Source organism: Pseudomonas sp. BT-42-2, assembly GCF_025847435.2.
Lineage (GTDB): Bacteria > Pseudomonadota > Gammaproteobacteria > Pseudomonadales > Pseudomonadaceae > Aquipseudomonas > Aquipseudomonas urmiensis.
Map to the genome: position 1 here is coordinate 245,770 of NZ_JAOYTM010000008.1, position 12,108 is coordinate 257,877.

Sequence of the window (12,108 nt, forward strand, 5' to 3'; positions counted from 1 at the left end):
GTGAGCTATCTGATAACAAGCATTATATTGCTGCTTGAGCTGCCGATAGCTATAGTTATCAGTATTAAAGTGCCGGTTGCGCAGGGTGTCGGAAATGGCAGATCAGCTCACATTACAGGTATTCATCGAAGGCGCCTGGCAAGACGCGCTGACGCTGACGGTAGAGAACGTTAACAACGTAGCGGCAGGCGCATGTACTACTGCCTATGAACACGCCTACTTGATCGAGCATCTCGAATGCATAGGTTCTGGGTTCGAGCCGGCTGTGAGCATCAATCAGCCCCTTGAATGGACCTTGGAAACGGCTCAAGGCTATCCCGCTTTTATCTACGACATCATCCCGGCGGGTGCGGCGCGTCGTTCACTGGAGCGTCGTTTTGCCCAGGAAAAGCCCGATGGCATGGAAATGGAGTTGTTCCTGCTCAAGCGTTGCACGCCCGCACCGGTTGGACACTTGCGGATCAAGGAGTCGTTCGAGCAGTTGGATAGCACCCGAGATATTGCATTCCAGCGTCAGGAAGTCGTGGACAGGACCAGCGACTTTCTCGAATACGCCTATGAGCTCGGGGCCGCTATCGGTGGCGCAACGGGGGCTCAAGGCGAAGCACCCAAGCTGTTGATGACCCAAGATAGGCAAGGTGGTTTGCATGCAGACGCGGTATTGCCCGACGAACACGTACACCGCCATTGGCTGGTGAAATTTGCACGCAACAAGGTAACTGAGCGCGATAAGAACATCCTGCGAGCCGAGTATCACTATTACAAGGCTGTCGCCCAGCTTGGCATGGACACAGTACCGACTGACGGATTGATGCTTGAGGAGGCTAGCAAACCCAGTCTATGGATGCCGCGCTTTGACAGGCGGGTCGTAGATGGGCGAGTAGAGCGGGTGCCGATGGAGTCAATTTACTCGGTCTGTGGCAATACCGTGCCGGGATCATTGATGCGACATGAGGATGTACTGCGCCGCTTGGTCTCACTGTGGAAGGCCAACGGCCAGGATGCGCAAGTCGCCGACCTGATCTTCGAATACATCCGTCGAGATCTACTTAACCGGATCTTGGGCAACTCCGACAACCACGGACGCAACATGTCGATTTTCCGCGAGCATGGGCGCTTGCAGTTGGCGCCGATCTACGATCTGGCGCCGATGGTGCTGGATCCGGAGGGGGTTACCCGAGTGACCAAGTGGGACAGCGAGCGCAAGGGCGCTCCTGGGTGGGAGGCGGTTTGTGCAAGCTTCGCTGATTTGCTCGACCCTGGTCAGCTTGCAGGCAGGTTGAAGCAGGCGGCTGAGGAGTTTCGCGCATTGCCTGGCTTGCTCCGTGAACTGCCAGAAGAGGTGAGGGCAGCCCAATCGATCCCGCTGAACAATCTTGATGCACGGCTGGCTGAATGGGGGCTGCGATGAATCGGATTTCAATTGAAGAAAGGCAGCGCCTGATTGAAGACATCCTGCAGCGCAATCTTGCCGGACAAGAAACACTGGGTACGGCGATTCGACGCCTGCGAATTGAGGTGACAGGGCTTGATCAGCAAACCTTCGCCCGCATGTGCAAGATTTCGACGAAAGCGCTGTATCAGCTGGAAAGTGACAAGGGCAATCCCACGCTCAATACGCTGAATGGGATTTTGCGAATGTTTGGTATGCAGATGGTGCTCGGTTCTGTACGGGCAAGTGTAGAGTTGCCTAAGCAGGACCGGACTGAGGTAAAGAAGCGTGGCAACCGTCCCCCTTCGCGCTCTAAAAGTATGGCTTGAAAGACTGTTCTCGTTGTTGTCTGTCGAGCCGCAATACTGCCAGTTCTGGCCTCACCGCGGGACAAGCTCGCTCCTACCCGAACGGTGCGTAGCGCAAAAACTGTGGTCAACTCGACCCCTGTAGGAGCGGGCTTGCCCGCGAAGAGGCCAGCACAGGCAGACCAAGCCAGTCTCTCCCTGCAAGTTCTGCTGTGGAGCGGGTAAGGCCGCATCGGCGTATAGCGGCTGCGGATGCTAGTGGCCAGCCTTCTCAGCCTGGCCCAGCTCCACATCATCCATCACCGCCTTGACCATATCGCTGAGCAGATGCGCGGCCCAACCCAGGTCCGCTTCCCCGTCGGTGGCCGCCAGCAAGGTCATGCGCCGCACGCAGGCCATCATCGCCGAGGCCTGTTCCATTGCCCGGCCTGCATCGTGGCCTGCGTTGACGCGGAACAGCGGTTGATCGCCATCCCCGTAGCCAAAGCCGGTTTTGCCAACAGTCTTTGCGCCCATCATTCGACTCTCCATGTCAGTGACGTATCTGTAGTTTTCCCAAGGCCATTTCGACCAACCCACGGGCAGCTTCGATTTCGTGAAGGGTGGCGAGATTGAGCGGATGGGCTGGGGTGTTGAAGGTGAACAGCGTGCTTTGGTTGGCAATGGAAAGGGCGCAGACCAGGTACTCGGCAGTCTGGATCAGAAGCTCTTCGAGTGTGTGGCAGGTTTCAGGGGAGTGGGGCGGATCGGGGACGATCTTCAGCATGGTCAAACCTCTGTTGGTTGGAGCCGACACCCGCTGCTGTCAAACAGGATGGGTGGCAGCTGTACGCGGGTTGACAGACCGGTCAACAAAGGAAACCCGGCGCACACGAGGTGCCCCACGCACAGCTGCCATTAGAGGCAAGCCATAAGGTTTTCTGTTGAGTCAGTCTGTCAAAACCGGTCGTTGAATTGGCAACGACGGGGCGAGACTAGAGGGCGACCCAAAGCACCGCAATGGCTTGTAAGGCGGGCGGAGTATGTTTGGGAAATGGACTACAGGGAATGGGGAAATTCTTAAAGTTTGGCGGGGTTTTGCGGCGCAGGTGTGGGCTTGGCTGGGCGGCGGCTGGCCTCATCGCGGGGCGAGCCTGCTCTCACAGGAGTGGCGTTTTGCAGCAGAATCAGGGCAAAAAAAAACCGACCTATTAAGGTCGGTTTTTTCCGGATTTTGGTGCCCCGAGGGAGACTCGAACTCCCACTCCTTTCGAAAACGGATTTTGAATCCGCCGCGTCTACCAATTCCGCCATCAGGGCTTGTGGCGCCGCAGTATAGAGAGGGTCCTTCGGTCGGTCAATCGGCTTTCATGGAGAATTTTCATTCGTTGGGCTAAACTTTGCGGCCCTGTCGAACCGAACACCATCATGCGCGTCGCCGATTTTTCCTTCGAACTCCCCGATTCCCTGATCGCCCGCCACCCACTGGCCGAGCGCCATGGCAGCCGACTGCTGGTTCTTGATGGACCGAGCGGGGCGCTGGTGCATCAGCAATTCACCGATTTGCTCGACTACCTGCGTCCGGGCGACCTGATGGTGTTCAACAACACCCGGGTGATCCCAGCGCGGCTGTTCGGCCAGAAAGCCTCCGGCGGCAAGCTCGAAGTGCTGGTCGAGCGGGTGCTCGACAGCCACCGGGTGCTGGCCCATGTGCGCGCCAGCAAGGCGCCCAAGGCCGGGACGCAGATCCTCATCGATGGCGGCGGCGAGGCCGAGATGGTCGCGCGCCATGACACGCTGTTCGAGCTGCGCTTCACCGAAGAGGTATTGCCGCTGCTGGAGCGGGTCGGGCATATGCCGCTGCCGCCGTATATCGATCGCCCAGACGAAGGTGCCGACCGCGAGCGTTACCAGACGGTCTATGCCGAACGTGCTGGCGCCGTTGCTGCGCCAACCGCAGGTCTGCACTTCGATGAAGCGCTGCTCGAGAAGATCGCAGCCAAGGGCGTTGAGCGCGCCTTCGTCACCCTGCATGTGGGCGCGGGCACCTTCCAGCCGGTGCGGGTCGACAAGATCGAAGACCACCACATGCATAAAGAGTGGCTCGAGGTCAGCCAGGAGGTGGTCGATGCCGTTGCCGCCTGCCGCGCCCGCGGTGGTCGGGTAGTGGCCGTCGGCACGACCAGCGTGCGCTCGCTTGAGAGCGCTGCGCGTGACGGGCAGCTCAAGGCGTTCAGTGGCGACACCGACATCTTTATCTTCCCTGGCCGGCCGTTCCATGTGGTCGACGCCCTGGTCACCAACTTCCACCTGCCGGAGTCCACGCTGCTGATGCTGGTCTCGGCCTTCGCCGGTTATCCCGAGACCATGGCTGCCTACGCGGCAGCAGTCGAGCAGGGGTACCGCTTCTTCAGTTACGGTGATGCGATGTTCATCACCCGCAATCCGGCGCCACGCGGCCCCGAGGATCTAGCATGAGTCGCACCTGTCGAATGTCCTTCGAACTGCTGGCCACCGACGGCAAGGCCCGTCGTGGTCGCCTGACCTTCCCCCGTGGCACGGTCGAGACTCCGGCGTTCATGCCGGTCGGTACCTATGGCACGGTCAAGGGCATGCTGCCGCGGGACATCGAGGCCATTGGCGCCGAGATCATCCTGGGCAACACCTTCCACCTGTGGCTGCGCCCGGGCACCGAGGTGATCAAGAAGCACAATGGCCTGCACGATTTCATGCAGTGGAAAGGCCCGATCCTCACCGACTCGGGTGGTTTCCAGGTGTTCAGCCTGGGCGCCATGCGCAAGATCAAGGAGGAGGGCGTTACCTTCGCCTCGCCCGTCGATGGCTCCAAGGTGTTCATGGGCCCGGAAGAGTCGATGCAGGTCCAGCGCGACCTGGGCTCGGACATCGTGATGATCTTCGACGAGTGCACGCCGTACCCGGCCGAGCATGATGTCGCCCGTACCTCGATGGAGTTGTCGCTGCGTTGGGCCCAGCGCTCGAAGAATGCCCATGGTGACAACACGGCGGCGCTGTTCGGTATCGTCCAGGGTGGCATGTACCAGGACCTGCGCATGCGCTCGCTCGAAGCGTTGGTCAACATCGACTTCGATGGCCTGGCCATCGGCGGCCTGTCGGTCGGTGAGCCCAAGCACGAGATGATCAAGGTGCTGGATTATCTGCCTGCGCAGATGCCGGCTGACAAACCTCGTTACCTTATGGGTGTAGGCAAACCCGAGGATCTTGTAGAGGGTGTGCGCCGCGGCGTCGACATGTTCGACTGCGTGATGCCGACGCGCAACGCGCGCAACGGCCATCTGTTCATCGATACCGGGGTGATCAAGATCCGCAACGCGTTCCATCGCCACGATGATTCGCCGCTGGATCCGACCTGCGATTGCTACACCTGCACTAACTTCTCCCGCGCCTATCTCCATCACCTGGACAAATGCGGCGAAATGTTGAGCAGCATGTTGAATACGATCCATAACTTGCGTCATTACCAGCGTCTGATGGCCGGTTTACGCGAGGCTATTCAACAAGGTAAATTGGCCGCCTTTGTCGACGCCTTCTATGCCAAACGCGGGCTGCCTGTGCCGCCTTTGGACTGACTGTCTCTCACGTATTGCCAACTCAACACGTGCAACTTAACAACTGGAGTGTCACATGAGCTTTTTGATCCCCGCCGCTTACGCGGACGCAGCTGCCCCGGCCGCCGGCCCTGCTGGTACTGGCTTTGAGTGGATTTTCCTGGTTGGCTTCCTGGTCATCTTCTACCTGATGATCTGGCGTCCACAGGCCAAGCGTGCCAAAGAGCAGAAGAACCTGCTGGGCAACTTGCAAAAAGGTGACGAAGTTGTCACCAACGGCGGCATCGCCGGCAAAATCGTCAAGGTTTCCGATGATTTCGTGGTTCTGGAAGTGTCCGACACCGTCGAGCTGAAGTTCCAGAAGGGCGCCGTGGCTGCGACCCTGCCAAAAGGTACGCTCAAGGCTATCTGAGTTACCGGTTTTCTTTTCCAGTCGGGGCGCGCAACGCGCCCCGCGTCTTGAACGGGCGGCGTGATGCTGAACAAATACCCTCTGTGGAAATACGCACTGATCGTGCTGGTACTGGCGATCGGTTTCATTTATTCCGCTCCCAACCTTTACCCGGATGATCCGGCGGTGCAGATCAGTGGTGCGAGCTCCGCACTGCAGGTCAACCAAGCCGACCTCGATCGCGTCACCAAGGCGCTGAGCGATGCCGGTATCGCCGTGAAGGGCGGTAGCCTGGGCGAGAAGGGCAGTGCGCTGGTGCGCCTGACCAACCAGGAAGACCAGCTCCCTGCCAAGGATGTGGTGCGCAAGGCACTGGGCGATGATTACGTCGTGGCCCTGAACCTGGCCCAGACCACCCCGCAGTGGCTGCGTAACCTGGGTGCAAGCCCGATGAAACTGGGTCTGGACCTGTCCGGTGGTGTGCACTTCCTGCTCGAAGTGGACATGGACAAGGCCATGAGCGCCCGGATGAAAGTCTACGAAGGCGAAGTGAAGACCCTGCTGCGCAAAGAGCGGATCCGCTATCGCAGCCTGCCTCAGCAGGACGGCGGCATCATGCTGGGCTTCTCCGACGACGCCACCCGCGAACAGGCCCGTGCCCTGATCCGCAAGAATTTCACTGATTTCGACCTGACCACCACCGAGCGCAACGAGCTCGCCGTGCTGCGTCTGGCGCTGACCCCGGCCAAAGTTGCCGAGATCCGCGAATACTCGATCAAGCAGAACCTGACCACCGTCCGTAACCGTGTCAACGAGTTGGGCGTGGCTGAGCCACTGGTGCAGCGCCAAGGCGCCAACCGCATCGTGGTCGAGCTGCCAGGCGTGCAGGACACTGCCGAAGCCAAGCGTATCCTCGGCAAGACCGCCAACCTCGAGTTCCGCTTCGGTGCCGAGCCGGGCGCGTCCAAGGCCACCACTGAGGTCTTCGAGTTCCGTGACGGTGGTCGCTCGGCGCCCGTCGAGCGCGGCCTGATCATCACCGGTGACCAGGTCACCGATGCCCAGGCCAGCTTCGACGAGCAGGGCCGTCCGCAGGTCAACATTCGCCTCGATGGCCATGGCGGCGAGCTGATGAGCCGCGCTACCCGCAGCAACGTCGGGCGCAGCATGGCGGTGATCTTCATCGAGCAAAAGCCGGTGACCCGCTACGTCAAGCAGACGGTCGACGGTGTCGAGAAGGAAGTGCCAGTTCAGAGCTTCCAGGAAGACAAGAAGATCATCAGCCTGGCGACCATTCAGTCGCCACTGGGCAGCCAGTTCCGGATCACCGGTCTGAACGGCCAGGGCGAATCGTCCGAGCTGGCCCTGCTGCTGCGTGCCGGTGGTCTGGCCGCACCGATGTACTTCGCTGAAGAACGTACCATCGGTCCAAGCCTGGGTGCTGACAACATCACCAAGGGTGTCGATGCATCGCTGTGGGGGATGCTGTTCGTCTCGCTGTTCATCATCGCCATCTACCGTGGCTTCGGTGTGATCGCGACCATCGCCCTGACCGGCAACATGATCCTGCTGCTGGCGCTGATGTCGCTGCTCGGCGCGACCCTGACCCTGCCAGGTATCGCCGGTATCGTGTTGACCATGGGTATGGCGGTTGACGCCAACGTGCTGATCTTCTCGCGGATTCGCGAGGAGCTGAAAAACGGCATGACGGTACAGCGCGCCATCCACGAAGGCTTCAGCCGTGCCTACACCGCGATCATCGACGCCAACCTGACCAGCCTGTTGGTCGGCGGCATCCTGTTCGCCATGGGTACCGGTCCGGTCAAAGGCTTCGCGGTTACCATGTCCCTCGGGATTTTCACCTCGATGTTCACCGCCGTCATGGTGACCCGCGCAATGGTCAACCTGACCTGCGGCGGGCGTGACATCAAGAAGCTGTGGGTTTGAGGGAATAACCATGAAAACCATCAACTTCATGGGCGTGCGCAATGTCGCGTTCGCCGTCACCGTACTGCTTACCGTGCTGGCACTGTTCAGCTGGTGGCAGAAGGGCCTGAACTTCGGTCTGGACTTCACCGGCGGTACGCTCATCGAGCTGACCTACGAGCGTCCGGCAGACCTGAAAACCGTGCGTGCCGAGCTGGTCGAGTCGGGCTTTGGCGATGCCGTGGTGCAGAGCTTCGGCGCGACCACCGACCTGCTGGTGCGTATGCCTGGCGACGACCCGCAACTGGGTAGCAAAGTCGCGGCGGCCTTGCAGAAGGCCGGTGGCGACAACCCGGCAACCCTCAAGCGCGTCGAGTTCGTCGGCCCGCAGGTGGGTGAGGAGCTGCGTGACCAGGGCGGCCTGGGTATGCTCCTGGCGCTGGGCGGGGTGTTGATCTACCTGGCCTTCCGCTTCCAGTGGAAGTTCGCCGTGGGCGCGATCATCTCGCTGATCCACGACGTGGTGGTGACCGTAGGTATCCTGTCGTTCTTCCAGATCACCTTCGACCTGACCGTGCTGGCAGCGGTCCTGGCGATCATCGGTTACTCGCTCAACGACACCATCGTCGTGTTCGACCGGGTGCGTGAGAACTTCCGGGTCATGCGCAAGGCTTCGCTGATCGAGAACATCAACGTCTCGACCACCCAGACCCTGCTACGTACCATCGCCACCTCGGTGTCGACCTTGCTGGCCATCGCGGCGCTGCTGTTCTTCGGCGGCGACAACCTGTTCGGCTTCTCCCTGGCTCTGTTCATCGGGGTCATGGCCGGTACCTACTCGTCGATCTACATCGCCAACGTGGTACTGATCTGGCTGAACCTGAACAGCGAAGACCTGATTCCACCGGTCAAGGCAGAGGGTGTGGACGACCGTCCGTAAGGACTTGTCCTACGCCGTTTGGCGCAAAGAGAGCCGCGAGTGTTGAACTCGCGGCTTTTTTTTTACTCCAAGGCTGGGAGAAGCGCGGGTTCGGACCCGCAGGTACGATCAGGAGGTTCACGTGAATAAATCAATGCTAGTGGGTGCGGTGCTGGGTGCTGTCGGTGTCACTGCCGGAGGTGCTGTGGCGACCTACAGCTTGGTGAACAAAGGCCCTGAGGTTGCTCAGGTGACAGACGTGCAGCCGATTAAACAGCAGGTCAAGACCCCGCGCGAAGTGTGCAAGGACGTCACCGTGACCCGTCAGGCGCCGGTCAAGGACCAGCACCAGATTGCCGGCACCGTGGTCGGTGCGCTGGCCGGCGGCTTGCTGGGTAACCAGATTGGCGGTGGTACCGGCAAGAAGATCGCCACCGTGGCTGGTGCGGTCGGTGGCGGTTATGCCGGTAACAAGGTGCAGGAGGGCATGCAGGAGCGTGACACCTACACCACCACGCAAACCCGCTGCAATACGGTCAACGACCTCAGCGAGAAGGTGGTTGGCTACAACGTGACCTATTCGATTGGCGACAAGGTCGGCAAGGTGAAGATGGATCACGAGCCGGGCTCGACCATTCCGCTAGATGAGAATGGCAAGCTGGTGCTGAGCCAGGCGCAGCCGGGGCAGTAAGGCAAGTTGTCTGACTGACGCAGTGCATCGTGGGAGTAGTCCATCGTGGGAGCGGGCTTGCCCCGCGATAGCGTCAGGCTCGCTTTCTACGTAGATAGGCGCATGCTATCGCGGGGCAAGCCCGCTCCACGCATCTCACCAGGGCAATAGCCAAAAAAAAGCACCCCGAAGGGTGCTTTTTTTGTGGCTGAAATCCGCCTCAGCGTTTCAGCGAGTGCGGCACGTGCGGCTGGATGGCAGTCAGCACGGCTTTGAAGCACTTGATATTGCCCGCAACGATATGGCCCTTCTCGAGGAAGTCATGGCCACCGTTGAAGTCGCTCACCAGGCCACCGGCTTCTTGTACCAGCAGCACACCGGCAGCCATGTCCCATTCGGACAGGCCCGACTCCCAGTAGGCGTCGAAACGGCCAGCGGCGACGTACGCCAGGTCCAGGCTGGCGGAGCCGGCGCGGCGGATGCCGGCGGTCTGGCCAGTCAGGGCGCGGAACATGCCCAGGTAGTTGTCCAGGTCTTCCATCTGGTTGTCGCGGAACGGATAGCCGGTACCCAGCAGCGCGCCTTCCAGGCTGGTGCGCGAGCTGACGCGCAGGCGGCGACCGTTGACTTGGGCGCCACGGCCACGGCTGGCGGTGAATTCTTCCTGGCGCACTGGATCGAGGACCACGGCGTGTTCCAGGCGGCCACGGTATTTGCAGGCGATGCTGACCGCAAAGTGAGGAACGCCACGCAGGAAGTTGGTGGTGCCATCCAGCGGATCGATGATCCACAGGTAGTCCTTGCCTTCTTCGCCGGAGCCAGCGTGCAGGCCGGTCTCTTCGCCTTGGATGGAGTGGTTCGGGTAAGCCTTGCGCAAGGCGTTGACGATGCTCTGCTCCGCAGCGCGGTCAACCTCGGAGACGTAGTCCTTGGCTTCCTTTTCGTCGACCTTGATGCTATCCAGGCGTTCGATGGAGCGGAAAATCAGTTCACTGGCGCTGCGAGCAGCGCGCAGGGCGATATTCAGCATAGGCTGCATGGGCGTTTCACCTGGGGATGTTAAAGAAGAAAGCCGCACATTCTAGCAGAAAACTCCCGCGGCAGAAGTGTGACATTTGCTTTCGTGGCGTTACGCTGGTCGGTTCTGTAAGATCGATACCCCCTTCAATCGCATCTAATGAGCACACACCTTGCTGCAGAATATTCGTGTTGTTCTGGTCAATACCAGCCACCCCGGCAACATCGGCGGCGCTGCTCGTGCCATGAAAAACATGGGCTTGTCGCGCCTGGTGCTGGTTCAGCCACTGGACTTTCCCGCTGCCGACGCCAGCGCCCGTGCCTCCGGCGCCGACGATGTGCTCGATGGCGCCCAAGTGGTTGGCTCGCTGGAAGAGGCGCTGGTCGGTTGCAGCCTGGCGATCGGCACCAGTGCCCGTGACCGCAGCCTGCCCTGGCCCATGCTCGACCCGCGTGAGTGCGGCGCCAAGGCCGTTGAACGCGCCGCCAGCGGTGAGGAAATCGCCCTGGTGTTCGGGCGCGAGCATGCCGGCCTGACCAACGACGAACTGCAGCGATGTCACTTCCACGTGCACATTCCCTCGAACCCCGACTTCAGCTCGCTGAACCTTGCTGCCGCTGTCCAGGTGCTCGCCTATGAGGTGCGCATGGCCTGGCTGGTCGAGCAGGGCGCACCGGCGAAAGTCGAGAAAGCGGACGCCGGCGAGCTGGCGACCCTGGACGAAATGGAGCGCTTCTACGACCACCTGGAAAAAACCCTGGTGGATATCGCGTTCCTCGATCCCGAGAAGCCCAAGCACCTGATGGCGCGTCTGCGCCGGTTGTATGGGCGTAGCGCGGTCGACCGTTCGGAAATGAGCATTTTGCGCGGCATCCTCACCGAGACCCAGAAGGTCGCCCGAGGCGAGCCGCATAAGCGGAAGGACTGAAAGATGTTTGAACGTCTGCGTGAAGATATCCAAAGCGTATTTCATCGTGACCCGGCAGCGCGCAACGCCTTCGAGGTGCTGACCTGCTACCCGGGGATGCACGCCATCTGGCTGCACCGTCTCGGTCATGCCCTGTGGGTTCGAGACTTCAAGTGGCTGGCTCGGCTGGTGTCGAACTTCGGTCGCTGGATGACCGGTATCGAGATCCATCCCGGCGCGACCATCGGTAGGCGCTTCTTCATCGACCACGGCATGGGTATCGTCATTGGCGAGACCGCTGAGATCGGTGATGACGTCACCCTCTACCAAGGCGTGACCCTGGGCGGCACCAGCTGGAATAAAGGCAAGCGCCACCCCACCTTGGAGAACGGCGTGGTAGTCGGTGCCGGCGCCAAGGTGCTGGGCCCGTTTACCGTCGGTGCCGGGGCCAAGATCGGCTCCAACGCCGTGGTCACCAAGGAAGTGCCGCCAGGTGCCACGGCGGTGGGTATCCCGGGGCGCATCATCGTCAAGACCGAAGACAGCGAAGTCGAGGCCAAGCGCAAGGCCATGGCCGAGAAAATCGGCTTTGACGCCTATGGCGTCAGTGGCGACATGCCCGATCCGGTGGCGCGGGCGATTGGCCAGATGCTCGATCATCTGCAGGCCGTCGACGAGCGCCTGGAGGGCATGTGTGGCGCCCTGACCAACCTGGGTAGCGACTACTGTGGCAAGGAACTGCCGGCTTTGCCTGAAGAAGACTTCGTCGAGCTGACTCAGGGCGAGCCCAAGCCGGCCGACGCCAAGCAAGCCGCGCAGGGCGACACCCAGCCGCATTGACATCAGTTCGTCATCTGGGGCGTGTGATCACGCCCCATGTCTGCTACACTCGCGCCCGCCTCCCAGATGCAAACCCGACTAAAGCAGTAGGTCTTATAGTTGACTTAAATGCTCGGGAATCGCATACTCGC

Annotated in this window: 13 protein-coding genes and 1 tRNA gene; 10 read left to right on the forward strand and 4 right to left on the reverse strand. The window is 60.7% G+C overall.

Going from position 1 to position 12,108, the window contains the following annotated elements:
- Positions 1-94: 94 nt before the first annotated feature.
- Together OIU19_RS09515 and OIU19_RS09520 are read left to right on the forward strand one after the other, a co-directional pair.
- On the forward strand, positions 95-1,411 hold the full coding sequence (locus tag OIU19_RS09515) for a type II toxin-antitoxin system HipA family toxin (protein WP_264234806.1): 1,317 nt from the start codon (positions 95-97) through the stop codon (positions 1,409-1,411).
- Positions 1,408-1,761 carry a helix-turn-helix domain-containing protein gene (locus OIU19_RS09520; protein WP_264234807.1) on the forward strand — a complete coding sequence of 118 codons (354 nt, stop codon included), beginning with the start codon at positions 1,408-1,410 and terminating at the stop codon, positions 1,759-1,761. The genes OIU19_RS09515 and OIU19_RS09520 overlap by 4 nt, the downstream gene beginning before the upstream one ends.
- A 234-nt stretch (positions 1,762-1,995) precedes the next feature.
- Here the strand turns inward: OIU19_RS09520 and OIU19_RS09525 are convergent, their stop codons facing one another.
- From OIU19_RS09525 to OIU19_RS09535, 3 genes are all read right to left on the reverse strand, one after another.
- Entirely contained in the window at positions 1,996-2,259 is a 264-nt protein-coding gene (locus OIU19_RS09525; protein WP_186554100.1) for a DUF3077 domain-containing protein, read from the reverse strand.
- Between the two features lie 13 nt (positions 2,260-2,272).
- A complete protein-coding gene (locus tag OIU19_RS09530; RefSeq protein ID WP_186554099.1) occupies positions 2,273-2,506 on the reverse strand; it encodes a hypothetical protein in 234 nt (77 codons plus the stop codon).
- A 448-nt stretch (positions 2,507-2,954) separates the two neighbouring features.
- Positions 2,955-3,039: transfer RNA gene (locus OIU19_RS09535), tRNA-Leu, on the reverse strand.
- A gap of 108 nt (positions 3,040-3,147) precedes the next feature.
- On the opposite strand from OIU19_RS09535, the gene queA reads away from it, so the two are divergent.
- The 6 genes from queA (at position 3,148) to OIU19_RS09565 (ending at position 9,233) form a co-directional block, all read left to right on the forward strand.
- Positions 3,148-4,197, forward strand: a complete 1,050-nt coding sequence (queA, locus tag OIU19_RS09540; RefSeq protein ID WP_264234808.1) for a tRNA preQ1(34) S-adenosylmethionine ribosyltransferase-isomerase QueA — start codon at positions 3,148-3,150, stop codon at positions 4,195-4,197.
- Positions 4,198-4,211: 14 nt separating this feature from the next.
- On the forward strand, positions 4,212-5,327 hold the full coding sequence (gene tgt / locus OIU19_RS09545; RefSeq protein ID WP_186554297.1) for a tRNA guanosine(34) transglycosylase Tgt: 1,116 nt from the start codon (positions 4,212-4,214) through the stop codon (positions 5,325-5,327).
- Between the two features lie 55 nt (positions 5,328-5,382).
- Positions 5,383-5,718 (forward strand): preprotein translocase subunit YajC, encoded by a 336-nt coding sequence (yajC, locus tag OIU19_RS09550; protein ID WP_186554097.1) that lies wholly within the window; start codon positions 5,383-5,385, stop codon positions 5,716-5,718.
- Between the two features lie 63 nt (positions 5,719-5,781).
- Positions 5,782-7,644 carry a protein translocase subunit SecD gene (gene secD, locus OIU19_RS09555; protein ID WP_264234809.1) on the forward strand — a complete coding sequence of 621 codons (1,863 nt, stop codon included), beginning with the start codon at positions 5,782-5,784 and terminating at the stop codon, positions 7,642-7,644.
- A 10-nt stretch (positions 7,645-7,654) separates the two neighbouring features.
- A complete protein-coding gene (gene secF, locus OIU19_RS09560) occupies positions 7,655-8,563 on the forward strand; it encodes a protein translocase subunit SecF (RefSeq protein WP_264234810.1) in 909 nt (302 codons plus the stop codon).
- A 121-nt stretch (positions 8,564-8,684) separates the two neighbouring features.
- Positions 8,685-9,233 (forward strand): glycine zipper 2TM domain-containing protein, encoded by a 549-nt coding sequence (locus OIU19_RS09565; protein WP_186554094.1) that lies wholly within the window; start codon positions 8,685-8,687, stop codon positions 9,231-9,233.
- A gap of 199 nt (positions 9,234-9,432) precedes the next feature.
- Here OIU19_RS09565 and suhB read toward each other — a convergent pair whose 3' ends face one another.
- On the reverse strand, positions 9,433-10,251 hold the full coding sequence (suhB, locus tag OIU19_RS09570) for an inositol-phosphate phosphatase (protein WP_186554093.1): 819 nt from the start codon (positions 10,249-10,251) through the stop codon (positions 9,433-9,435).
- Positions 10,252-10,402: 151 nt separating this feature from the next.
- Between suhB and trmJ the strand changes: the two genes are divergently transcribed.
- Positions 10,403-11,158: a tRNA (cytosine(32)/uridine(32)-2'-O)-methyltransferase TrmJ gene (gene trmJ / locus OIU19_RS09575; protein ID WP_264234811.1), complete on the forward strand. Its 756-nt coding sequence runs from the start codon at positions 10,403-10,405 to the stop codon at positions 11,156-11,158.
- A gap of 3 nt (positions 11,159-11,161) precedes the next feature.
- Positions 11,162-11,977 (forward strand): serine O-acetyltransferase, encoded by an 816-nt coding sequence (gene cysE / locus OIU19_RS09580; protein WP_264234812.1) that lies wholly within the window; start codon positions 11,162-11,164, stop codon positions 11,975-11,977.
- Positions 11,978-12,108: the final 131 nt, after the last annotated feature.